Genomic DNA, 22,272 nt, shown 5'->3' with positions numbered 1-22,272 from the left:
AAAACAGAACAGAACGGATCGAATCAAATCGGTCAGGAAACTCACACGGCCCAGCGCACGTCGGTGGCCCGCGCAAGACGGCCTCGCCCGGGCACACCGTATCGGTCATGAGAACCATCGGGGTCATCGGCGCGATACGCCAACGCATCGTCATTCGGCACGGTTTTCAGCACGCGTTGCAGCACGTGTTCTTCGAGCGCGGCGAAGCCCGCCGATGCCCGCGCACGCGGACGCGCAAGCGCGACCGGCTGATCGAGCGCAATACGCCCTTCCTCGATGAGCAGAATCCGGTCGCCGAGCGCCACCGCTTCGTGCACGTCATGCGTGACGAGCAGCGCGGTGAAGCGATGTTCGCGCCATAGGCGCTCGATCAGCGCGTGCATTTCGATGCGCGTCAACGCATCGAGCGCGCCAAGTGGTTCATCGAGCAGCAGCAGTTGCGGACGATGCACGAGCGCCCGCGCGAGCGCGACGCGCTGACGCTGGCCGCCCGACAGTTGCGCGGGCCAGTCGTCCGCGCGCTCGAGCAGGCCGACTTCGGCGAGCACCGCGCGCGCATCGTCACGCGCGCCGCGGCCGAGACCGAGCATCACGTTCTGCAGCACGCTCTTCCACGGCAACAGACGCGCGTCCTGAAACATGATGCGGGTATCGAGCGGACCGCCGTCCCCGGCGCGTTTTTCGAGCACACCCGCACTCGCCTCTTCGAGACCCGCGACAAGCCGCAGCAAGGTCGACTTGCCGCAACCGCTGCGGCCGACGATCGCGACGAAACTGCCGCGCGCGATCGACAGATCGAAGCCGGACAGCACCTCACGCTCGCCGTAGCGCTTGCCGACGCCGCGCAATTGCACCGCGTAATCGTCTGCCTCGCGTACGTCGTTGCGCGTGAGCACGCCAGCGGGCTGGATCGCCGCGCCGCCGGCGCCCTGCTCCCGCGCGATCTCCCACGTCCGCTGCGGCGCATGATGTAACGCGGCCGCCCTGTCCCGCTCGACCTCCAATGCCTCGTTCGCATCGTGATCCGCGACCCGCGGCTGCGCGAGTTCAGCTTCCAGATCGCGGCCCGGGATCCCGCCGAACGTCGTCGATAACGTCGTTGCGCTCATGCTTTCGCTCCTCGCTGATAGGCCGGATGCCAGCGCAACGACACGCGCTCGAGGCTCTTCGCGAGCACGTCGGCGAGTTTGCCGAGCGCCGCGTACAGCAGAATGCCGACCACGACCACATCGGTTTGCAGGAATTCGCGCGCGTTCATCGTCATGTAGCCGATGCCCGACTGCGCGGAAATGGTCTCGGCGACGATCAGCGTGACCCACATCAGTCCGAACGCGAAACGCACGCCGACGAGAATCGACGGCAACGCACCCGGCAAAATCACGTGCCGGTACAACGCAAAACCCTTGACGCCATAGCTGCGCGCCATTTCGATCAGGTTCGCGTCGACCGAGCGGATGCCGTGAAACGTGTTCACGTAGACCGGGAAAAACACGCCTAGCGCGACGAGGAACACCTTCGCCTCCTCCTCGATACCGAACCACAGGATCACGAGCGGAATCATCGCGAGCGCGGGGATGTTGCGGATCATCTGCACGCTCGAATCGAGCGCGATTTCCGCGGGCCGGAACAGGCCGGTCGCAAGCCCGAGCACGAGGCCGATGCCTCCGCCGATCGCGAAGCCCGACACCGCGCGCCACGTGCTGACCCGCACGTCGGCCCACATTTCGCCGGACTGGATCAGCGACCACGCGGCCTTTACGACCGCGAGCGGTTCGGGCAGCACGCGCGTCGACAGCACGCCGCTGCGCGCGGCGATTTCCCACGCGAACAGAATCGCGAGCGGCACGAGCCACGGCAGCAGATGTTTGCCGGCGCGACGCAGCGCGCCGACATAGGCACCGGACGCGGCCTGCGCGTGCGCATGCGCCCCCGCGCTCAGAGCGGTTTGACTCATGATGGTTTTCTCCTTGTCTGTCGAACGTGATTCGAACGTGGTGCGTGCATCACGCAATGCGTGCGTCGCGCGCTCAACTCGCGCTCGCTGTCTTCGGCAGATAGTTGTTGCCGACGATCTCGCCGAACGGTCCCGACAGCGGTCCATGCGCGACCTTGTTGCGCCGTTGCGGCAGCAACGGAAACACGAGTTCGGCAAAGCGATACGATTCCTCGAGATGCGGATAGCCGGACAGAATGAATGTCTCGATACCGAGGTCCGCGTATTCCTTCATGAGCGCGGCCACCTGTTCCGGGTTGCCGACCAGCGCCGTGCCGGCGCCGCCGCGCACGAGCCCGACGCCCGCCCACAGATGCGGATAGACCTCGAGCTGTTCGCGCCCGCCACGCTTGCCGCCGTGCAGCGCGGCCATGCGGCGCTGCCCCTCCGAATCCATCTTCGCGAACGATGCCTGCGCGCGTGCGATCGTGTCGTCGTCGAGCTTGCTGATCAATTTGTCCGCCGCCGCCCACGCTTCTTCCTCGGTCTCGCGCACGATCACGTGCAGACGGATGCCGAAGCGGATCTGCCGGCCACGCGCCGCGGCGCGCGCGCGAATGTCGGCGATCTTCTTCGCGACCGCCGCGGGCGGCTCGCCCCAGGTCAGATACGTGTCGATGTGCTCGGCCGCGATGTCGTGCGCGGCCGCCGACGACCCGCCGAACCACAGCGGCGGATGCGGATCCTGCACCGGCGGATACAGCGCCTTGCCGCCTTCGGACCGCAGATGCCTGCCGTCGAAATCGATCGCGTCGTTGGTGTGCGACGCGGCGAGCAGCTTGCGCCAGATATGCAGGAATTCGTCGGTGATTTCGTAGCGTGTGTCGTGATCGACGAACACACCGTCGCCCGCGAGCTCGGCCGCGTCGCCGCCCGTCACGACGTTGATCAGCAGCCGTCCGTTCGATAGCCGGTCGAAAGTCGCCGCCATCCGCGCGGCGAGTCCCGGCGACGACAGTCCCGGGCGAATCGCGACGAGAAACTTCAGCCGCCGGGTCGCGGCGATCAGGCTCGACGCGACGACCCACGCGTCCTCGCATGAGCGCCCGGTTGGCAGCAGCACGCCTTCGTAGCCGAGCGTATCGGCGGCGACGGCGATCTGCCGGAAGTAATCGTAGTCGGCTGCGCGTGCGCCTTGGGACGTACCGAGATAGCGGCTATCGCCGTGAGTCGGAATGAACCAGAACACATTCATCTGTTGCTCCTGCCTGTTCTGAACGGAATAAACACGCGGCGCGCGATCGCCGCGCGCACGCCGGCCGCGCGCATCGAGCCGGCATCCGGCAATGCGCTGCGACGCATGAAAGGAATGGAAAAGCCGACGGTGAACCCGGGTCACCCGCGACCGGGTCGCGGCTATGCGCTCGATTAAACGGATGACGGCGACATTCGCGCCGTCTGCATGAGGAAACAGTCTATGGAGCGGTCCGCGGCTTTAGAACGATTTTTTTGAGCTTAGGATTTCCGCTTTCGTGATTAGCCCGGCGCTCGGGCATACAGGTGTTGCGCTTTATGCACGCGGCACCGGACGGCGCACCCCTGTCGATATAATGGCGCACGTTTTCCAATCATCCGGTACAGGTTATGCGAATTGCGCCGCCTGTACTTTGCGGGCGCAATGCATGCAAAAAATCATTCTGCCGTTTGTCGCCGGTTTTCTGGCTTCCCTGTTCTTCCACGAATCAACGCTGGCACTGATGCACGCCGCCGGCCTGATCGATCCCAGCGGTTTCTCGACCGCGCCGTTCCTGCCGCTCGGACTGCCTGAGTTCATCGCGAACGCGATCTGGAGCGCATGCTGGGCCGTGCTGATGGCATGGCTGCTGCGCGTCGCGCCGCATCGCCGCGCGCCGTGGGTGCCGGCCTTCGTGTTCGGCGGCATCGTGCTGACGGCGGCGAGCGTGTTCGTCGTCGATCCGCTGCGCGGCATCTGGCCGAGCGGCAATATGCTGCCGCGCCTCGCGGTCGGCTTCGCGGCAAACGCGATGTGGGGCTGGGGCGCGCTGGTGTTCATGCGCGCGTTCATGGCGAGCGAGGAAGAAGAGTAACGGCAGAGAGTAACGACAAGCGCTGGTTTGCCGCGCGTGGCAGCGAAGTCATGCGCCCCGCTCAAGGAAAGGCTCGATCAGAGCGAAGGCGTCGCCCTGACTGCTTCGCTTGCGCTCTTCAACCACGCAGATCGCGCAGCGGATGTTCGTTCGCCGGCCACGGGCTTTCGAACATCTTCTCGACCTCGGCGGCGCTCACGTCCTCGATACGCGCGAAACGCCAGCGCGGCGCATTGTCCTTGTCGATGATGCGCGCGCGAATCCCTTCCACCGTGTCGCCGAACAGAAAGCTCGAGCGCGTCAGATCGAGATCGACGCGCAGCACCTCCGCCATCGACCCTTCCGCGCGCGTCACCACCTCGAGCGATACCGCCATCGACAACGGCGAGCGCTCGCGCAACACCGCAATCGTCTGCTCGGCCCACTCCGACGCGTCGCCGCCGCGCTCGCGCGCCTGTTCGAGCGACGCGAGAATCCGCGCGACGTCCGGCAACGCGAAATGCCGGTCGATCAGCGTGCGCGCCTTCGCGAGCGCGCACTCCTCGGGGCGCGGCGCGACCTGATACGCCTGCGCCTCGCGCTCGATGCGCGCGACCACGTCCGCGCCGCGCTCGAACGATTCGCGGCGCAATGCGTCGATCAGTCCGGGCAACGCGTCGTCATCGATATAGACATCGGCGAGGCCCGCGTACAAGGCATCGGCCGCGCCGATCGTCTCGCCGGTCACCGCCAGATAGCGGCCGATCGCGCCGGGCGTGCGCGCGAGAAACCAGCTCGCGCCGACGTCGGGAAAGAGGCCGATACGCGTTTCGGGCATCGCCATCTTCGTCGATTGCGTGACGACGCGCAGGCCGCCGGTGCGATGCGCGCCCTGCGAAATGCCCATGCCGCCGCCCATCACGATGCCGCTCATCAACGCGATGTAGGGCTTCGGATAGGTAAAGATGGCGTGATTGAGGCGATATTCCCCGGTGAAAAACGTATCGCGCGTGTCCTGCTCGCCGCGTTGCGCCGCCTCGTACATCACGCGGATGTCGCCGCCCGCGCAGAACGCGCGCGCATGCGGGCTGCGCACCACGACCGCCAGTACCTCGGGGTCTTCGCGCCACCGGTCGAGCGCCGCCTGCATCGCGCGGATCATGCCGGTCGTCAGCGCGTTCAGCGCTTTCGGCCTCTCCAGTTCGATGAAGCCGATGCGGTTGGCTACGTGAGTCGCGATTTCGTCGCTGACGGCGGGCGGGGCGGAGGTGGACATGGAGAGCGGGCGCGGCGGCGCAGGGTGGCGTGGAACTGAACGTTATCACGGGCCCGCGTTTTTGCGCCTGCGGGTTGGCTCGGGGGTGGGGTCGCCGGGCGCTGTCGACTGTCCGGCCGCGGACTTCCCGGCGCGCGCCGTTGCGGCAGACGATGCGCCAGTTGCGCCCTGCCGCTGCGCGGCCTGCGGCGCGCCGAGCCATGCGTCGAGCGTCACACCCACCACGATATCGAGCGGCGCGCTCGGGAACACCGGACACGTCAGGTTCAGCGCGACGATGCCATGCAGGCCCGCCCACAACGCCTCGGCCCAAACGGCCGGATCCATCGACGCGACCGAAGCCGACAGGCGCCCCGCCGCCCTGAGTTCGTCGAGCGCGTCGATCATGATGTGCAGCGCGGCGGTGCCGGGGTCATCGTCGGCCTGGGCGGCGGCGTTGCCCATTTCATCGCCTGCTTCGCTACTGCCCGCTCCAGCCGCCGCGGCCGCATGCCCGTTGCCCTTCTCCTTGCGCGAAGCGCCCACCGCGCCGCCCAGCGCCGCGCCGGTATAGCTCGGGTCCTCCATGAAGATCAGCCGGTAGGTCTGCGGATGCTCGACGCCGAACGCGACGTAGGCGCGGCCGAGCGCCTTGAGCCGTTCGGCCGGATCGGCGATCCGCGCGAGCGGCACGAAAGTCTCGAGCAGTTGCGCGTAGCCCTCCTCGCACAATGCCCGCGCAATCTCGTCACGGCTCGCGAAATGCAGATACAGCGTGGCGGGCGAGTATTCGATCGCATCGGCAATCTTGCGCATCGACAGCGCGGCAAAGCCTTCGCGCATCACGATGCGCCGCGCGGCATCGAGGATGCGTTCGCGCAGCGCCTGCTTCTGGCGGTTTTTTCGTTCGGCGATTCCCATGCCCCGAATTCTCAGATTGACAAACTGAAAAGTCAAATTAAACTGAACACTGTTTACTGAACATCGTTCAGTAAATTTTCATCTGTCATTTCGAAATCACGAATGTCATGCGGCGGCAGCGCCGCCATCTGCGGGAGTCGTCATGCAAGCCATGGGAAAGGTCGGTTTATTCGGGGCCGCGGGCGCGGCCGGTCAAAGCATCGCGGCGGCGTTAAGCGCCGCGGGTCGGGACTACCGGGCGATCGGCCGCTCGCGCGAGCCGCTGCAACGTGCTTTCGGTCACGATCCGCACGCGGAAATCGTCACGTGGAATCCCGACGATCCCGCCTCGATCCGCGCGGCGGCAGCCGGTCTGCAGACGGTGATCTACCTCGTCGGCGTACCTTACGACCAGTTTGCCCAGCATCCGCCGCTGATGGAGAAAACGCTGGCCGGTGTGACGGCGGCGGGCGTCGAACGCTTCATTCTGATCGGCACCGTGTATCCGTACGGCCGGGCGCGCGCCAATCCGGTCCGCGAAGATCATCCGCGCGAGCCGCACACGTTCAAGGGCCGCATGCGGCTCGAGCAGGAAAAGCTCGTGCTGGCCGCGCACGGCCGGCAGGGCCTGTCGACACTGGTGCTGCGGTTGCCCGACTTCTACGGACCTGGCATCGAGCGCAGCCTGCTGCACGGCGTATTCGTCGGAGCCGCGACCGGCAAGCGCGCGCAGATGGTCGGTCCCGTCGACGTGCCGCACGAATTCATTTATCTGCCGGATATCGGCCCGGTGGTCGAGACGCTCACGCGCACGCCGGACGCTTATGGACGCTGGTGGCATCTCGCGGGCGCCGGCACGATCACGCAGCGCGAAGTGGCGAGGCAAGCCTACGCGCTCGCGGGTCGCGAGCCGCAATTGACGGTGGCCGGCAAGGGCATGCTGCGCGTGCTCGGGCTTTTCAGCCCGCTGATGCGGGAACTCGTGGAGATGAACTATCTGATGACGGAGCCCCTCGTGCTCGACGATTCGGCGCTGACGGCACTGATCGAGCCGATTGTGAAAACGTCGTATGAGGAAGGGATCAGGCGGAGTTTTGAGGCCGCACGCGACGCGGCATCGATATCGGTAGCGGCGCGCGGCGCGAACTAGCGACAGGCCGCTGAAGATGCGTTGGCGGGGTCGATGCGCGGAACGAAACCGGCCTGAGGGTATTCCAGGCATCGCGCTTCAGGCAAGCGTTTCAGGCAAGTGCGCCGGCTAGCCCGCCATCTGTCCCGGCGGAAAGTGGCCGCTCTTGAGCAGCACGGGTGTGCCGTTGCTGATCTGCAGATGCTCGCGCGCGACGGCCTCGATGCGCGGGCGGCCGGCATCGAACGCGCGCAGCCAGCCCTCGAGGTTCTCGCTGCAGGCGCCGAAATGATCCTCGAGCGCTTCGACCGAGATCGCGCACGGCACCGGTTCGCCGTCCACCAGCGCGGGAAAGACAACGGTCAGATTGGCGTCGCGGTAAGCAGGCGCCTCTGCGGGAAAACGGATTTCCATGGTCGCCTCATCAGAAAGTTCAGGCGGGACGCCGGCACCGGCGAAAATCGGTTGTCGGTCACTGGGCCCGCGCAGGCCCCGCTATGGTACTCGCGGCGCCAGATCACGGTCCAGCGCGCGGCGGGGCCTGTCTGGCGCGCTGCACGCGGTACGCGCGGTACGTGTCGGCAGCATCGCCTGTTTTTCACACGCCGTTTCGCGTCGCCAGCCAGCATGGGCAGTCACGCGTGGCCCCTGAAAGCCGCCACCCCTCTCACTGCCCATCCAGCAAACGGTCGACGTAATCGCGCGCCGCCTGTTCGATAAACGTAAGCGCCTCCTCTTCGCTGCCGAAGCGCTGCTCATCACCGAGTTCCAGCAGTCTTTCCATCCGGTGGGGATCGTCCGGGCCGAGTTCGGCGAGACTCACCGAGCCGACGTAAGTGCTGCCCGCATGGCCGGGCGCGTCGCCGGCCGCGCTCGACGTGCTGCCCACCGGCACGAGGCGCGCGGTGGCGCTGATGTAATAGCCGCGATAAGGGCCACTGACCCGTTCAGCCATCTTCGTCCTCCAGTTTCCGGTTGATGAGATGGCATCAGTTGAAATGACGCCGCCTTTTTCGCGCGCCACACGTTCCGTTCCGCAGCCGGCTGCCGACTGGAACAACGCCGGGCTTCTCCGGTCCACATGCGGCCGTGCGCCGCTCCTTCGGACGCGCTCACGAACGCAACGCGCGCCTCTCCCACTCATCCGCCGCGGGGAATTCACACCATAACGATATGGCGCTCCGCGACGCAATAAGTTCTGCGCGACAGGCAATCGTCCCGCGACCCCGCACTTATCCGGCTCGCGCCAGTCGAACAGCCACGATCGGTATGCTCCGTGCTACCCCACCGATACTCTTCACGATGCGATTTCGAGATCAGCGAGCGCAATATGGGAAAATATTTTCTGCAAAATCACGAACTGCCTGAGCCGGATGCGGCGAACAGATGGTTTGCCTACGCCGAAAACAACGGCATCGACATTCCAAAAGCGATCAGCATCTGGGAAGACGCGGCCACCGAAAGCGGCACCGAAGCGAGGCGGCTCGTCAGCGCGGCGGGCATTACGATCGAAACGCCCTAGCTCGCGGCTGCCGTCCTCCGGATCCGCGACGCACGCCGGCCCGGCAGGCCACATCCATCCGAATGAAAGGAAACATCACGATGCATTTCACGACGCAACCGCGGCGCGCCGGCCGACTCCACCGCCTCAGATCAAGCGCCGCGCTTGCCCTCGTGCGTCGCGCGTCGCTGTCGGCTGCTCTGCCCGCAGCGTTGCTGCTCGCCGCGGGCCTCGGCGGCTGCGCGTCGTCGAACACCACCTCGCTGATCAATCTGCCGAACGGCCAGACCGGCTTCGCGGTCAATTGCAGCGGCGCCGACGCCGCTTCGAGCTGGGCTTCGTGCTACGTGCAGGCCGGCAAAGCGTGCGGCGCGACCGGCTACGAGATCGTGTCGAAGGACAACGACGAAGGCGGCCCCGCCGGCGGCAGCGTGACGAACGTCGTGTCGGCGAACGTGAAAAACCGCTCGATGATCGTGCGCTGCAAGTAAGTTCATCGCACGGCGGCGGCCGCGACCGCGGCCGGGCAAGCGTTCAATGCGCCTGCATCTTCGAAAAGAGGTTCAGCACCGCGACGCCGGCGACGATCAGCCCGAGCCCGATGATCGCCGGCACGTCGGGCACCTGGCGGTAGAGCACCAGCGCGACGAGCGTAATCAGCACGATGCCCGCGCCGGACCATATCGCGTAGACGATGCCGACCGGAATGCTCCTGAGCGTCAGCGACAGGCAATAGAAAGCAATGCCGTAGCCGAGCACGACGATCGCCGATGGCAGCAGCCGAGAAAAGCCATCCGACGCCCGCATCGCGGAGGTCGCGATCACTTCGGCGACGATTGCGATGGCGAGCAGCGCATAGGGAGGCACACGCATCGCGTCAGACCTTCGCGAGCGCGAGCTTGCCGTAGTCGTGGCCGAGATGCGCGCACAGCGCTTCGACGACGAACTCATGATCGGCGCGCTGCGGCAGGCCGGACACCGTGATCGAGCCGATCACACCCGCGCCCGCCACCGTCAACGGAAACGCGCCGCCATGCGACGCGTATTCGTTCGTGGGCAGACCGTGCCTGTCGGCGAGCGTCGCGCCCGCGAGCTGCATTTTCAGACCGATCGCATAAGAGCTGCGGCGAAAGTGCGCGACCGTATTGCCCTTGCGGCGCGCCCAATCGACGTTGTCCGGTGTCGCGCTGTCGAGCAGGCTGAAAAAGAGCGGCTGGCCGAACGTGCGCACGTCGATCGCGGCGGCGATGCCGCGGGCTTTCGCGACCTCGTGCAGATAGGCGCCGATTTGCCACGCGCGATCGGCATCGAAGCGGGGAAACACGAGGGCTTTTTCCTGAGCGGCAATCACCTGCAGATCGTGAGCGATATCCATGGAATTCGAAGCGGGATCAGAGAATTGAAGCGCTCGCCGTTGTGAAGGCATGGCGAGCGGCGTGGAGAGTCTGAATTCTAGCGCAGCATCTGAGCGCGGCTTTCCGATACCCGACGCGGCACAGGCTACGTCGCGAACAGGCGGGTGGGCGTGAGTGTGAAGCACTGCTGTGAAGCCAATCCTTACGTGGCTATTGCGTCGCCTGTCGGACTGTTCTATAATTTTCTCTTCGACGGACGCGGGGTGGAGCAGTCTGGCAGCTCGTCGGGCTCATAACCCGAAGGTCGTAGGTTCAAATCCTACCCCCGCAACCAACGAATCATCGAAGGGTTACAACGCATTGGCGTGTAACCCTTTTTTGTTTTCCACGGCCACTTTTCTCACACTAGGTCCCGGACGAAAAAAAAGCGCGTCAAATAAATGGCGCGCCAAGACTACGAGGCAATGTACAAGAGAGAAAAGATGACTGCAGTGGATCCAAGGAGCTTCCATTGCAACCATCGGAATCGATGCTAGCAGCGGATCCGGAAATCGACTGTCAACCAATGTCAGACTCCGAACCACGCTGGGCCACGCCGAACCGGCACTAGCGCGCACACCGTCTCATTGCGTCTCAGTAATGCCTCGCCCCGGTGATAAACTCCTATCACCCTTTCTCGTCCCCATTCCGATGAAATTCTGTTCTGTCTGCGGCCACGGCGTCAGTCTGGGCATTCCGCCGGGCGACAATCGCGAGCGCTTCGTATGCCCCAGTTGCGGCACGGTGCATTACCAGAATCCGCGCAACGTGGTCGGCACCGTCCCCGTGTGGGACGACAAGGTGCTGCTGTGCCGCCGCGCGATCGAGCCGCGCTACGGCTACTGGACGCTGCCCGCCGGCTTCATGGAAATGGGAGAGACGACGGCCGAGGCCGCGTCGCGCGAAACGCTCGAAGAAGCTGGCGCGCGCGTCGAGGTGCAGAACCTGTTCTCGCTGCTCAACGTGCCGCACGTGCATCAGGTGCATCTGTTCTATATGGCGCGGCTGCTCGATCTCGACATCGCCGCCGGCGAGGAGAGCCTCGAGGTGAAGCTCTTCGAGGAAGGCGACATTCCGTGGGACGAGATCGCGTTTCCGACCGTCGGCCAGACGCTGCGTTTCTTTTTCGCCGACCGCGCGGCCGGCAGCTTCGGCCTGCATACCGGTGATATCTTCCGCTCGCTGCGCGAAGGCTGAGCGGCGGCACGCATGGTCCCCTGGCTCGGAGCCGACGATCCGTTTCCGCCCGTCGAGCGCGCACTCGGTGCGTCGAGCGGCGCGCCGGGCCTGCTCGCGGCAAGCGGCGACCTGCTGCCGTCACGTCTCATCGATGCTTACCGGCGCGGCATCTTTCCGTGGTATTCGGATGGCCAGCCCGTGTTGTGGTGGAGCCCCGACCCGCGCATGATCCTGCGCCCCGCCGAATTCAAGCTGTCGCCGTCGCTGCGCAAGACACTCAAACGCGTGTTGCGCGACGACGCGTGGGAAATCCGCGTCGACCACGATTTCGCCGCCGTGATGCGCGCGTGCGCGCAGGCGCCGCGTCGGGGCCAGCGCGGCACATGGATTACCGCGGATGTCGTCGACGCGTATTCGTCGCTGCACCGGATGGGCGATGCGCACAGCATCGAAACCTGGTTCGAGGGCAAGCGCGTGGGTGGTTTATATGGCGTGTCGCTCGGCCGGATGTTCTTCGGCGAATCGATGTATGCGGAGCTCACCGATGCGTCGAAAATAGCGCTTTCCGCACTGGTCGGGCACTTGCGACGTTACGAAATAGAAATGATAGACTGCCAGCAGAACACGTCGCATCTGGCGTCGCTGGGCGGGCGCGAGATAGCGCGCAAGGCGTTCGTCGCGCATGTTCGCGCGTCTGTCGGCGCACCGGCCATTCCGTGGCGCTTCGACAAGACCGCCTTGTTCGAGGTCGTCGCGCGGGCGGCGTAGAAAGAATCAGGCCGAATCCGGGTCTGCCGCCTATTGCCCGCCGCCCGCCGGGCCGCGGGTCGTCAACCGCCAGGCGCGCCGGGTTTGCATTACCAGAGACGCTTCGAGAGCTGCCAACGTGACTCATCCCAACGAGCTGCCTCTTTCTCCGCTTTCCGCGCTGCAATTTTATGCAACGGCGCCCTACCCCTGCAGTTATCTGGACGGCCGCATCGCGCGCTCGCAGGTCGCCACACCCAGTCATCTCATCAATTCGGACGTCTACACGGACCTCGTGAAAGCGGGCTTCCGGCGCTCGGGCGTCTTCACGTATCGCCCTTATTGTGACGGTTGCCGCGCGTGCGTGCCGGTGCGCGTGCCGGTCGAGCGCTTCGAGCCGAACCGCACGCAGCGGCGCGTATGGAAAAAACACGGCGGGCTGATCGCGACGGTCGCGCCGCTTCACTACGACGAAGAGCACTACGCGCTGTACATGCGCTATCAGTCCGCGCGTCACGCGGGCGGCGGCATGGATCGCGACAGCCGCGATCAGTACGAGCAGTTCCTGCTGCAAAGCCGGATCAATTCACGGCTCGTCGAGTTCCGCGAGACGCCGCCGGAGCAGTTCGATGCGCGGGTCGACGCACGCCCGGACACGCCGGACACGCCGGGCGCGCTGCGCATGATCAGCATGATCGACATTCTCGGCGACGGGCTCTCGTCGGTGTACACGTTCTTCGAACCGAACCTGCCGCACGCGAGTTTCGGCACCTACAACATCTACTGGCAGATCGAGCAGGCGCGCAGTCTGAACCTGCCGTACGTGTACCTCGGTTACTGGATTCGCGAGAGTCCGAAGATGGCGTACAAGGCGAATTTCCGTCCGCTGGAGGGATTTATCGACGGTGCGTGGCGCGTGCTCGATCCGGCGAGCATCGACCTGCCGCCGGTCGATTTCGCGATGCACGGACGACGCGGGCCGCTCAAGCCGTAAGCAGTCGGGGCAGTTCGCGGGCGCGTGGTGCCGTCCATTGCCGCTCACCACTCACCACTGACCGCTCACTCACTGCCTCCGGGCCCGGCCGCCGCGTCCGGTCTCATCGATGCCTAAAGCCAGTAAAATAACGGGTTCCCATTTTCCGGCCGTCCGGCTTCATCCCGTGCTCAGCTCCCTTTATCCGCTCATTCGCGCCCAACTCTTTCGCATGGACGCGGAAGACGCTCATCACCTGACCTTGCGCGTGCTCGGCGCCGCCGGCCGCACCGGCCTCGCCCGCGCGCTCGCGGCGCGCGTGCCGGATTCGCCGCGCACCGTGATGGGCCTCACGTTCCGCAATCCGGTCGGGCTCGCGGCGGGTCTCGACAAGGACGGCGCGTGCATCGACGGGCTCGCCGCGCTCGGCTTCGGCTTCATCGAAGTCGGCACGGTGACGCCGCGCGCGCAGCCGGGCAATCCGCGCCCGCGCATGTTCCGGCTGCCGCAAGCCAACGCGGTGATCAACCGGATGGGCTTCAACAACGCCGGCGTCGACCAGTTCGTGAAGAACGTGCAGGCCGCGCGCTATCGCGGCATCCTCGGTCTGAACATCGGCAAGAACGCCGACACGCCGATCGAGCGCGCCGCCGACGACTATCTGTACTGCCTCGAACGCGTGTACCCGTTCGCGAGCTACGTGACGGTCAACATCTCGTCGCCGAACACGAAGAACCTGCGCCAGTTGCAAGGCGCCGACGAACTCGACGCGCTGCTCGCCGCGCTGAAAGACAAGCAGCAGCGTCTCGCCGACATGCACGGCAAGCTCGTGCCGCTCGCGCTGAAGATCGCGCCGGATCTCGACGACGAGCAGATCGGGTCGATCGCGGGCACCCTGCTGCGCCATCAGTTCGAAGGCGTGATCGCGACCAACACGACGCTGTCGCGCACGGCCGTCACCGGCATGCAGTACAGCGACGAGGCGGGCGGCCTGTCGGGCAGGCCGGTGTTCGACGCATCGAACGAAGTGATCCACAAGCTGCGCGCCGAAGTCGGCGACGCGGTGCCGATCATCGGCGTCGGCGGCATTTTCTCGGGCGAGGACGCGCGCGCGAAGCTCGCGGCCGGCGCGTCGCTGGTGCAGCTCTATACCGGTTTCATCTACCGCGGCCCGGCGCTCGTCGCCGAATGCGCGCAGGCGCTGCGCTGACGCAAGCCCCGTCGGCGCCTCGGCCGCGCCAGTAATATAGACATAAACAAACGATATTTTGGTTTCGATAGTCTCGTTTGTTATGCTTGCGCCCGTTAAAACGCCGGACGAACCAAAAGGAACACGATGAAATTTGGCCTGTTGAAAAAGCTCCTCGCCGTTGCGCTGATCGGCGCGTCGTTCACCGCCGTCGCCGCGCACGCGGAAGACCTGCTCGACCAGGTCAGGCAGCGCGGCACGCTGCGCATCGGCCTCGAAGGCACCTTCCCCCCGTTCGATTCGAAAGCGCCGTCGGGCGAGCTGGTCGGCTATGACGTCGACATCGCCAAGGCCGTCGCGGCCAAACTCGGCGTGAAGCCGGAGTTCGTCACGACCGAGTGGAGCGGCATCATTGCCGGTCTGCAGGCGGGCAAGTTCGACGTGATCGTCAACCAGGTCGGCATCACCGACGCGCGCAAGCAGACGCTCGACTTTTCGCCGGCCTACACGTACTCGGCCGCGCAACTGATCCAGCGCAAGGACGACACGCGCCAGTTCAACTCGCTCGAAGACCTGAAGGGCAAGAAGCTCGGCGTCGGTCTCGGCACGAACTACATGGACATGGCGAAGTCGGTGCCGGGCATCGACGTGAAGACCTATCCGGGCGCGCCCGAATACCTGCGCGATCTGGCCGCCGGCCGGCTCGACGCGGCGCTCAACGACCGTCTGATGCTCGCCTACCTGCTGAAGAACTCGCAGTTGCCGCTGCGCACCGGCGCGAACGTCGGCGCGGGCACCCCGACGGGCATTCCGTTCAAAAAGGGCAACCCGAAGTTCGCGCAGGCGATCGACGACGCGATGACCCAGCTCGAAGCGGACGGCACCTTCACGAAGATCTCGGAGAAGTGGTTCGGCATCGACGTCAGCAAGCCGGTCAAGTAATTCCCGCGTCATGAAACGAAGGGCGGCATCGTCATGCGATGCCGCCCTTGCTGTTTTTGTGGCATTAAAATCACGCGTCACGGTATACCCCAACCTGAGTCGCGCGGGCCGCGCTATAGCGCGCGCCAAAGTTTATGATGTGCGCTTTGCGCGCCAACCAGAACAACGCCCATGTCCATCACTTCCCTGCTGATCCAATCGCTGCCGGTGCTCGCGCAGGGCGCCCTGCTGACGATCAAGTTCGCGATCCTGTCGATGATCTTCGGCCTGATCGGCGGCGCCGTGCTCGCGCTGATGGGCATCAGCCATAGCCGCCCGCTGAACTGGATCGCGCGCGTCTATGTGAGCGTGATGCGCGGCACGCCGCTGCTCGTGCAGATCTTCGTGATTTACTACGGGCTACCGAGCTTCGGCATCTCGCTCGACCCGACGCCGGCCGGCGTGATCGCGTTGTCGGCGAACGTCGCCGCGTATCTGTCGGAGAGCATGCGCGGCGCGATTCTCGGCATTCACCAGGGCCAGTGGCTCGCGTCGTACAGCCTCGGGCTGTCACGCCGTCAGACGCTGCGCTACGTGATCGCGCCGCAGGCGCTGCGCATCGCCGTGCCGAGCCTGTCGAACAGCCTGATCAGCCTGATCAAGGACACCTCGCTCGTGTCCGTCATCACCGTGACCGAGCTTTTGCGCAGCGCGCAGGAAATGATCGCGTCGACCTATCAGCCGCTGCCGCTTTATCTGGCCGCCGCGGCCGTCTACTGGGTGCTGTGCCAGGTGCTCGAATGGGCGCAGCGCTGGTATGAGCGGCGTCTGTCGCTGCCGACGCGGCACTGAGCGCCACGCGTTGCCTGCGCGCCCTGCCGCATTCGCCCACGGACCGGCTCACCCGTTCGCCGGCTCATCGTCCCACTCACTCGCCCGCGAATTTCACTCCGAGCGCCGCGCGCGCCGCATCGGCCATCGCGATCATCCGCAGCGACGTGTCGTGCGGCATCAGCGGACTCTCGAGCTGCCCCGCGCGGATCAGCTCGCAGAAGTGCGCGGTCTCGTAGTTCAGGCCGCCGCCTTCGAACGGCTCGTCGAGCTCGACGACGCGGCCGTCGGCGTAACGGATCGTCGCGCGCGACGGGTTCCACCACGGCTCGTGCAGTGTCACGTGCCCACCGCCGGCCATCAGTAGCGCATCGCCCTTGCCGTGCAGATCGAGTCCGCAGAATAGCTGCGCGAAGCCGCGCTCGTGCTGGCTATTCAGACTCGCGAACGTATCGACGCCGGTCGCGCCGAGCCGGCCGAACGTCTGCACGTCGCGCGGCGCGCCGAGCCAGTCCACCGCGAGAAACATTTCGTAGATGCCGATATCGAGCAGCGCGCCGCCCGCATGCTCGAACGACAGCGACGGATGATCGGCCGGCACGCCCGGCACCGAGCAGCCCGCGCGCACGAAGCCGACCTCGCCGATCGGCTCGTTGGCCAGATGCTCGCGCAACTTTCGGTAGAGCGGATAGAACGATGGCTTCATCGCTTCCATGAAGAGCCGTTGCGAGTCGCGCGCGGCCGCGAGCACGCGCTCGAGTTGCGGCCGGTTGACCGTGGCGGGTTTTTCGCACAGCACATGCAGGCCGGCTTGCAGCGCGGCGATCGCGTAGCCGGCGTGGCTGTCCTGAAGCGTGGCGATATAGAGCGCGTCGATGCCGCTCGCGAGCAGCGCGTCGAAGTTCGCGCAGACGGTGCCGCCGAATTCGTCGGCGAAGGCCCGCGCCGATTCCGCGCGACGCGACCAGAGCGCGTCGAGCCGCGCGTGCAGCACATGGGCCAGCCCCTGCGCGAAGCGGCGCGCGATCCTGCCGGTGCCGACGATCCCCCAGCGGATCACGCCGGGCGCCGCCGGTTGTCGATGGGTTGCGTCGTGGGTTGTTTCGGAGATTGCTTCGGGCGTCGTCGCCGTCGTATCTGTCATCGTGTCGTCGCAGGTCCATGCGGTTCGGAAGAGCCGCTATTGTCGCGCATGCCGCCCTTCTCACGCACGCGAGGCGCTGGACATCGACAATCAACATCGCGGCATCACCCGACGCAAGGTCCTGCTCAACACCGGCAAGCCGCACTCGCGGCGATGTACTCACCGACACGCGCCCGCGCCCGCATGCGCTCGCGGACCTTCACACGCGCGCCGGCGGCTCCGCCGAAAACCTGCCGCCGAGCTCCTCGGCGGTGTCGTCGATCAACGCGAGCGAGGCGACTTCCGCTTCCTTCGGATCGCGCCGCTCGATCGCCTCGACCACGCGCTGATGCGAGTTGACCGCGCGCTCCCACATCCCGTCCTTGTCGTGCATGATCGGATTCACGGTCGACAGCGCGCCGCGGATGATCGCCGCCATCTGTTTAAAGAACTGATTGCCGCTCGCGATCACGATCCGCGTATGGAACAGTTCGTCGGCATCCTGATAGCCGGGCTCGCCCGGACGGATCAAGCTGAACGCCTCGAATGCCTCGCGAATCGCCACGATGTCGGCGGCGCCGCCGCGCGCGGCTGCCTGCGCCGACGCGCGCGGTTCGATCAGGATGCGGAACTCGATCACGTCGCGCAGGAACATCGGATCAGGCTTCGCGCGAAAACGCCAGTTCACGACGTCCTCGTCGATCATGCGCCAGTCGCTCATCGGCCGGATGCGCGTGCCGATCTTCGGCCGCACGTCGAGCATGTCGCGCGCGAGCAGCATCGACAGCGCCTCGCGCATCACCGTGCGGCTCACGTCGAATTCCTTCGACAGCACGTCCTGCGGCGGCAGTATCGCGCCGTACTTTTCCTCGACGATGCCGGTGACAAGCCCGTCCATCACTTTGCTCACCAGCGAGCGATCCTTGTTTGCCTGTTCCATGACATCTCCCCGAAGCGGTGTTAACCCCGCGTAGCCTGTTGATTGAAGGGCCCGTACGCATTTATGCATATCGTATTTATCCAATACGTTGCTTGGTTCGAAACGGATCCGCCAGTTGGGACACTTCCTGACAGGGTTATCCCTCTGAAGAATTGTTTCGTTCATGTAACGCGGCATGTTTCGATGGGCACCACGCCTGCCTGTCAAGCGTGCCTGCGTTGCGCAGTTTGCATAGTGCGAATACGCACGTTGGGAGACGATTTGTCTGATTTGCACGGACGCGTCGGCGCGGGCGCGTGCGGTGCGCGCTGAATAGCGCGCGAGAAACGCATGGAACGGCGGTCCACGGCATGCGCGGGCGGCACCAGACGCCCACCCCGCATCAAAGCAGCTCGAACGTATCGACGTACGCCACGTCGTCGCGCATGCGGCGCCGCGGCCCGAAGCGTGACTGGCTGCTGTGTCCCTGGCGCGTGAGTCCGATGAACGGCACGCCGTGTTCGAGGTACGGCCCTTCGGTCTTGCGAAAACCGAACTGTTCGTAGAAGCCGCGCAGGCCGACGGGCGCACAGACGCGCGCGGCGCGTCCCGGCCAGCGTTCGGCGAGCGCGGCGAGCACGCGCTCGATCAGTTGCTCGGCGGTGCCGTCGCCGCGCCGCAGCGGGCTCGTCAGCACCTTGTCGATCAGGACTTCCGGATCTTCCGCGTCGCCGGGTTGCACCCGCGCATACGCAAGAATAGGCATAGGCCGTGCCATGTCCTCGGCCGCGAACACATGCAGCGCGTGCTCGTCGCGGCCGTCCGCGTCGAGGCACACATGTGCCTGTTCGACGACGAACACCGCGCTGCGCGCGCGCAGCACCACATACAACTCCCGTGCAGAAAGCTGATCGAATTCCAGCGTTTTCCAGTTCATCACGCTCCCCTGCGCTCAACAGTTACGGCGGCATCGGCCGCGACGGCCACGCCCGAATCGCGCGGCCGTGCATCACGGCCCTTCGTCAATGAGCTACACGGTACGTGCGCGAACCACCTGTTTCCGTGCGCCATCCCACTGACGCTGGACTTTAACGATTCTTAAATGACGGCGATCACGCCGCGCGGACCGATCAATACACCCCATCACCGCCGACGATCGATGGACGTCGGGATCGATCGATAAACCTTTGAGCATGAGAGAAACCACAGCATGACGAAGACCGCATTGAGACGCATCGTTTACGAATCCGGCCGTCTGGACGTGTGCGTCGACAGCCTCGCCGACGACGCCGATCTGTACGCAGCCGGTCTGTCGTCGCTCGCGACCGTGCATCTGATGCTCGCCATGGAAAACGAATTCGGCGTTGAAATCCCCGACCGCATGCTGACGCGGCGGCTCTTCTCCAGCATCGATTCGATGGCCGCCGCGATCACCGAGCTGCAACAGGCAAAAGCAGCATGAGCGCGCCGCTGGGATCGAGCTGCTGCACGGCTTCGGGCTCGATCCGCGCGCGGCGCTCGCGTTTACCGTCACGCAGGATTTCGAAGGCGATCAGTGCACGTTCTTCAAGTTTCCGCACGAGGATCTCGAACGGCCATACCGTGCTCGTCGACGTGGACGGCTTCGCAAGCTGTCGCATCTCGCCGAGCAACCCGATCTGCTGTTCCCGCATGTCGAATTCGTCAAGCACGCGCGGCCCGCGCTCGAAGGCATCGCGCTCGCGGATGCATCGGCGGAATTGTTGTGCGCGCATCTGGATGCGGCATGCGCTGGTCAATCCGGTTTCGCCATGGCGTGCCGCGTTTCCCGCGCATCTCGACACGCTGTTCGAACGCGGCGACGCGTACTTCCATCCGTACTCGTTCAATCTGATGCGGCAGCTCGGCGCGAACTTCGAGTTTCTGTCGAAGTATCTGCCGTCGCTGTTCGTGCAAGGCTTCGAGATTCCGCCGACGATTCCGGCCGTCGCGACCTCTGCGAGGACTCTTCGACGTGCTCGAAAGCGCTTATGAAAGAACGCTGCCGCCGCTCGCCGCGCTGGTACGTTGACGCGCGCGGTGGTCTCCGGTCGAAATGCGCGGCGACGCTCCGCACGCATTCGACACCATTGATCTGACCAGACGGCTCGATCACGGCGACGGCGCTGTTTCGTTGACGTTACGTTTCGCTCATCGCACCACGTCACCGCGCGCCGCGCGATGCTCAAATTCGGGGACCCTGATTCGTCTTTGCAATGGAACCATGCCTATGCAATGACCGGCAGCGTACGCGTGCCGCATGCGCAACGCCGGTGGTCGCGCACGCATGAGGCGTCCACGTCATATGCGCGCCGGCGCGGACTGGCGTGATCGACGCGACGAGATAGCCGAAGGGCGCACTGAATGGTCTCGTGCAACTATTGCAGCCGATTCAGGCTGCGATCACCGGCGCAGACCTGAACGGCCTCGATATCCATCTGCTCAACGAGCGCGCGCAAACGTTTAGCGGCGAGCTCGAACCGGTCCCGCCGCGCGAGCCTCGCGTGCACGAACGTCATGACCTCAGTATGAAGATTGACGTCACGCGCAACGACGGTGGCGATGGCCGGCAGTTCGTCATCGAAACAAAGCGCTTTGCACGCTTCGTTCGTATCATCGATGCACACTTCCGTCGACGTCATCCTTCGTCATTCACTTCGCGCCGCCGGATGGTTGCGCGAGCATCGAGCGGCCGTGAACACCGTTGAAACATGCGCGGCACCCACGGGTGAAGTACGCGCGATCAATGCGTTATCCGCCATCTTCCACGGCTGGTGGTCGTCACGCACTAGTCGCATCGTCGCGAAGCACATGGAACCTCGCGACACGCGAAGCCAACTGTCTGTTCTGTTAAATCACTGTTGGCTCGCGCGCGACTTTTGCCGCTGCGAAAGGGCTCTGCGCGCGATAGCGCATGCCGTGCATTTAACACTTCTGAATCATTTCCTGCACTTCACGAAGAGCGCATCAAAACGTGCATGCGGCGGCAAGTTCAATTCTGAGACATCTTCGACAAGCCCCCTGGCGCGCGCTGTGAGGCCCGTCGTATCAAGGGATTGCGCCGGTTCGAAAGCTCTCATGTCATGCACTCCCCGAACGGAGGGGTTGTGCAAATCTGAAACAAAAAGGCGTCGGCGGCTTCCCGGTGCGCCAGCGCTATGTTCGCTGCGCCGCATCAGCACGCGTTTCTCCTCCCGTTGGCACGGTCCTCGCTATTAGGTGAGCGCAGCACAGCGCCACCGCAAACGGGAGCCACAAGAAACGCGGCGGCGTAAAGGCCACTACGGGGCCGATCCTGCAAATCCTCGCTGCTCGCCAGGCAGCATCTTCGGGGACGCAGGCATCGGATCAAACAAACAGGGAGTCGCTCGATACGCGGCTTCCACGCGAGGACCGATCATGTTGACACTTCAATCCGATCTGCACGGTAACCATCTGCTGGGCGCATTGCCGTCGCACGAATGGCAGGCGCTAGCTCCTCATCTCGAACTGGTTCACCTGCGTACCGAACAGTTGCTGTGCGACTCCGGTCAACGCATCCATCACGTGTACTTCCCCACCACCGCGATCATCTCGATGCTCTCGACGATGGAAGACGGCAGCTCCGTCGAAATCGCCGCGGTCGGCCGCGAAGGCATGACCGGCGTGCCGGTGCTTACCGGCGGCGAGACGATGCCGAACCGCGTGCAGGTGCAATGCGCGGGCTTCGCGTATCGCATGAGCGCGCAGGCGCTCAAGCAGCAGTTCGCGCGCTCCGATTTTCTGCGCCGCCTGATGCTGCTGTATATGCACGCGCTGCTCACGCAGGTCGCGCAGACCGCCGCGTGCAATCGTCACCACTCGCTGAACAAGCAGTTGTGCCGGTGGCTGCTGATCGAGGTCGATCGCGTCGCCTCGAACGATCTGACGGTCACGCAGCAACTGATCGCCGACATGCTCGGCGTGCGCCGCGAAGGCATCACCGAAGCGGCCGGCAAGCTGCACGACGAAGGTCTGATCCACCATAGCCGCGGCCATATCAAGGTGCTCGACCGCAAGGGTCTCGAGGCACGCGCGTGCGAATGCTATGGACTCGTCAAGCGCGAATTCGATCGTCTGCTGCCGCGTCTGCGCCAGGCCGAAACGGTCGAATGAGCGGCGCATGAGCGTCATCGAGCGTTGCATCATTCGACT

General features: G+C 64.9%; 25 protein-coding genes, 1 tRNA gene and 1 pseudogene. 14 read left to right on the top strand and 13 right to left on the bottom strand.

The window, feature by feature from the left end; translation table 11 throughout:
* Positions 1 to 41: 41 nt before the first annotated feature.
* The 3 genes from QM685_RS12910 to ssuD all read right to left on the bottom strand — a co-directional run bounded on the left by QM685_RS12910 (position 42) and on the right by ssuD (position 3,188).
* Complete coding sequence (locus QM685_RS12910) at positions 42 to 1,109, bottom strand: ATP-binding cassette domain-containing protein (protein ID WP_415116399.1); 1,068 nt, start codon at positions 1,107 to 1,109, stop codon at positions 42 to 44.
* On the bottom strand, positions 1,106 to 1,954 hold the full coding sequence (ssuC, locus tag QM685_RS12905) for an aliphatic sulfonate ABC transporter permease SsuC (RefSeq protein WP_415116397.1): 849 nt from the start codon (positions 1,952 to 1,954) through the stop codon (positions 1,106 to 1,108). The genes QM685_RS12910 and ssuC overlap by 4 nt, the downstream gene beginning before the upstream one ends.
* A 73-nt stretch (positions 1,955 to 2,027) precedes the next feature.
* Positions 2,028 to 3,188, bottom strand: coding sequence for an FMNH2-dependent alkanesulfonate monooxygenase (gene ssuD / locus QM685_RS12900; RefSeq protein ID WP_415116395.1), 1,161 nt, complete (start codon positions 3,186 to 3,188; stop codon positions 2,028 to 2,030).
* 427 nt (positions 3,189 to 3,615) lie between these two features.
* Between ssuD and QM685_RS12895 the strand changes: the two genes are divergently transcribed.
* Positions 3,616 to 4,041, top strand: a complete 426-nt coding sequence (locus tag QM685_RS12895; protein ID WP_415116393.1) for a hypothetical protein — start codon at positions 3,616 to 3,618, stop codon at positions 4,039 to 4,041.
* 118 nt (positions 4,042 to 4,159) lie between these two features.
* Here QM685_RS12895 and QM685_RS12890 read toward each other — a convergent pair whose 3' ends face one another.
* Both QM685_RS12890 and QM685_RS12885 read right to left on the bottom strand, forming a co-directional pair.
* Positions 4,160 to 5,296, bottom strand: coding sequence for an enoyl-CoA hydratase/isomerase family protein (locus tag QM685_RS12890; RefSeq protein ID WP_415116391.1), 1,137 nt, complete (start codon positions 5,294 to 5,296; stop codon positions 4,160 to 4,162).
* A gap of 45 nt (positions 5,297 to 5,341) precedes the next feature.
* On the bottom strand, positions 5,342 to 6,196 hold the full coding sequence (locus QM685_RS12885; RefSeq protein ID WP_415116389.1) for a TetR/AcrR family transcriptional regulator: 855 nt from the start codon (positions 6,194 to 6,196) through the stop codon (positions 5,342 to 5,344).
* A 142-nt stretch (positions 6,197 to 6,338) separates the two neighbouring features.
* Between QM685_RS12885 and QM685_RS12880 the strand changes: the two genes are divergently transcribed.
* Entirely contained in the window at positions 6,339 to 7,325 is a 987-nt protein-coding gene (locus QM685_RS12880) for an NAD-dependent epimerase/dehydratase family protein (protein WP_415116387.1), read from the top strand.
* A 108-nt stretch (positions 7,326 to 7,433) separates the two neighbouring features.
* Here the strand turns inward: QM685_RS12880 and QM685_RS12875 are convergent, their stop codons facing one another.
* Together QM685_RS12875 and QM685_RS12870 are read right to left on the bottom strand one after the other, a co-directional pair.
* A complete protein-coding gene (locus tag QM685_RS12875) occupies positions 7,434 to 7,718 on the bottom strand; it encodes a DUF1488 domain-containing protein (protein WP_415116385.1) in 285 nt (94 codons plus the stop codon).
* 253 nt (positions 7,719 to 7,971) lie between these two features.
* Positions 7,972 to 8,259 carry a hypothetical protein gene (locus QM685_RS12870; protein ID WP_415116383.1) on the bottom strand — a complete coding sequence of 96 codons (288 nt, stop codon included), beginning with the start codon at positions 8,257 to 8,259 and terminating at the stop codon, positions 7,972 to 7,974.
* Positions 8,260 to 8,634: 375 nt separating this feature from the next.
* Here QM685_RS12870 and QM685_RS12865 point away from each other — a divergent pair, with 375 nt between their 5' ends.
* Together QM685_RS12865 and QM685_RS12860 are read left to right on the top strand one after the other, a co-directional pair.
* Positions 8,635 to 8,826, top strand: a complete 192-nt coding sequence (locus tag QM685_RS12865; RefSeq protein ID WP_415116381.1) for a hypothetical protein — start codon at positions 8,635 to 8,637, stop codon at positions 8,824 to 8,826.
* Positions 8,827 to 8,906: 80 nt separating this feature from the next.
* Positions 8,907 to 9,296 (top strand): hypothetical protein, encoded by a 390-nt coding sequence (locus QM685_RS12860; RefSeq protein WP_415116379.1) that lies wholly within the window; start codon positions 8,907 to 8,909, stop codon positions 9,294 to 9,296.
* 43 nt (positions 9,297 to 9,339) lie between these two features.
* On the opposite strand, the gene QM685_RS12855 is transcribed toward QM685_RS12860, so the two are convergent.
* On the bottom strand, positions 9,340 to 9,672 hold the full coding sequence (locus QM685_RS12855; RefSeq protein WP_415116524.1) for a DMT family transporter: 333 nt from the start codon (positions 9,670 to 9,672) through the stop codon (positions 9,340 to 9,342).
* Between the two features lie 10 nt (positions 9,673 to 9,682).
* On the bottom strand, positions 9,683 to 10,180 hold the full coding sequence (locus QM685_RS12850) for a heme-degrading domain-containing protein (RefSeq protein WP_415116377.1): 498 nt from the start codon (positions 10,178 to 10,180) through the stop codon (positions 9,683 to 9,685).
* 237 nt (positions 10,181 to 10,417) lie between these two features.
* On the opposite strand from QM685_RS12850, the gene QM685_RS12845 reads away from it, so the two are divergent.
* The 7 genes from QM685_RS12845 to QM685_RS12815 all read left to right on the top strand — a co-directional run bounded on the left by QM685_RS12845 (position 10,418) and on the right by QM685_RS12815 (position 16,060).
* Positions 10,418 to 10,494, top strand: a tRNA-Met gene (locus tag QM685_RS12845).
* Between the two features lie 356 nt (positions 10,495 to 10,850).
* A complete protein-coding gene (locus QM685_RS12840) occupies positions 10,851 to 11,396 on the top strand; it encodes an NUDIX hydrolase (RefSeq protein ID WP_415116375.1) in 546 nt (181 codons plus the stop codon).
* 12 nt (positions 11,397 to 11,408) lie between these two features.
* Positions 11,409 to 12,146 (top strand): leucyl/phenylalanyl-tRNA--protein transferase, encoded by a 738-nt coding sequence (gene aat / locus QM685_RS12835; RefSeq protein WP_415116373.1) that lies wholly within the window; start codon positions 11,409 to 11,411, stop codon positions 12,144 to 12,146.
* A gap of 118 nt (positions 12,147 to 12,264) precedes the next feature.
* Positions 12,265 to 13,119, top strand: coding sequence for an arginyltransferase (locus QM685_RS12830; RefSeq protein ID WP_415116371.1), 855 nt, complete (start codon positions 12,265 to 12,267; stop codon positions 13,117 to 13,119).
* 109 nt (positions 13,120 to 13,228) lie between these two features.
* Positions 13,229 to 14,308 carry a quinone-dependent dihydroorotate dehydrogenase gene (locus tag QM685_RS12825; protein ID WP_415116369.1) on the top strand — a complete coding sequence of 360 codons (1,080 nt, stop codon included), beginning with the start codon at positions 13,229 to 13,231 and terminating at the stop codon, positions 14,306 to 14,308.
* Between the two features lie 126 nt (positions 14,309 to 14,434).
* On the top strand, positions 14,435 to 15,229 hold the full coding sequence (locus QM685_RS12820; protein WP_415116367.1) for a cystine ABC transporter substrate-binding protein: 795 nt from the start codon (positions 14,435 to 14,437) through the stop codon (positions 15,227 to 15,229).
* A 171-nt stretch (positions 15,230 to 15,400) separates the two neighbouring features.
* Positions 15,401 to 16,060, top strand: a complete 660-nt coding sequence (locus tag QM685_RS12815) for an amino acid ABC transporter permease (RefSeq protein WP_415116365.1) — start codon at positions 15,401 to 15,403, stop codon at positions 16,058 to 16,060.
* 76 nt (positions 16,061 to 16,136) lie between these two features.
* Here the strand turns inward: QM685_RS12815 and QM685_RS12810 are convergent, their stop codons facing one another.
* The 3 genes from QM685_RS12810 to QM685_RS12800 form a co-directional block, all read right to left on the bottom strand.
* A complete protein-coding gene (locus QM685_RS12810; RefSeq protein ID WP_415116363.1) occupies positions 16,137 to 17,183 on the bottom strand; it encodes a Gfo/Idh/MocA family protein in 1,047 nt (348 codons plus the stop codon).
* Positions 17,184 to 17,382: 199 nt separating this feature from the next.
* Entirely contained in the window at positions 17,383 to 18,102 is a 720-nt protein-coding gene (locus QM685_RS12805; RefSeq protein ID WP_415116361.1) for a FadR/GntR family transcriptional regulator, read from the bottom strand.
* A gap of 382 nt (positions 18,103 to 18,484) precedes the next feature.
* Positions 18,485 to 19,018, bottom strand: a complete 534-nt coding sequence (locus QM685_RS12800) for a GNAT family N-acetyltransferase (protein ID WP_415116359.1) — start codon at positions 19,016 to 19,018, stop codon at positions 18,485 to 18,487.
* A gap of 273 nt (positions 19,019 to 19,291) precedes the next feature.
* On the opposite strand from QM685_RS12800, the gene QM685_RS12795 reads away from it, so the two are divergent.
* Together QM685_RS12795 and QM685_RS12790 are read left to right on the top strand one after the other, a co-directional pair.
* Positions 19,292 to 19,543 carry an acyl carrier protein gene (locus tag QM685_RS12795; protein ID WP_415116357.1) on the top strand — a complete coding sequence of 84 codons (252 nt, stop codon included), beginning with the start codon at positions 19,292 to 19,294 and terminating at the stop codon, positions 19,541 to 19,543.
* Between the two features lie 13 nt (positions 19,544 to 19,556).
* A pseudogene (locus QM685_RS12790) lies at positions 19,557 to 20,131 on the top strand (DUF1839 family protein); the annotation flags it as partial.
* Positions 20,132 to 20,477: 346 nt separating this feature from the next.
* Here the strand turns inward: QM685_RS12790 and QM685_RS12785 are convergent.
* Positions 20,478 to 20,741 carry a hypothetical protein gene (locus QM685_RS12785; protein ID WP_415116355.1) on the bottom strand — a complete coding sequence of 88 codons (264 nt, stop codon included), beginning with the start codon at positions 20,739 to 20,741 and terminating at the stop codon, positions 20,478 to 20,480.
* A 757-nt stretch (positions 20,742 to 21,498) separates the two neighbouring features.
* Between QM685_RS12785 and QM685_RS12780 the strand changes: the two genes are divergently transcribed.
* The gene (locus QM685_RS12780) at positions 21,499 to 22,233 is read left to right on the top strand and encodes a Crp/Fnr family transcriptional regulator (RefSeq protein ID WP_025599790.1); all 735 of its coding nucleotides are present in this window, start codon (positions 21,499 to 21,501) and stop codon (positions 22,231 to 22,233) included.
* Positions 22,234 to 22,272 lie beyond the last annotated feature (39 nt).

The sequence above is a fragment of the Paraburkholderia sp. genome, from assembly GCF_047605525.1.
Classification (GTDB): Bacteria; Pseudomonadota; Gammaproteobacteria; order Burkholderiales; family Burkholderiaceae; genus Paraburkholderia.
The sequence above is the reverse complement of the archived record's forward strand: the minus strand, read 5'-3'. Positions and strand labels throughout refer to the sequence as shown.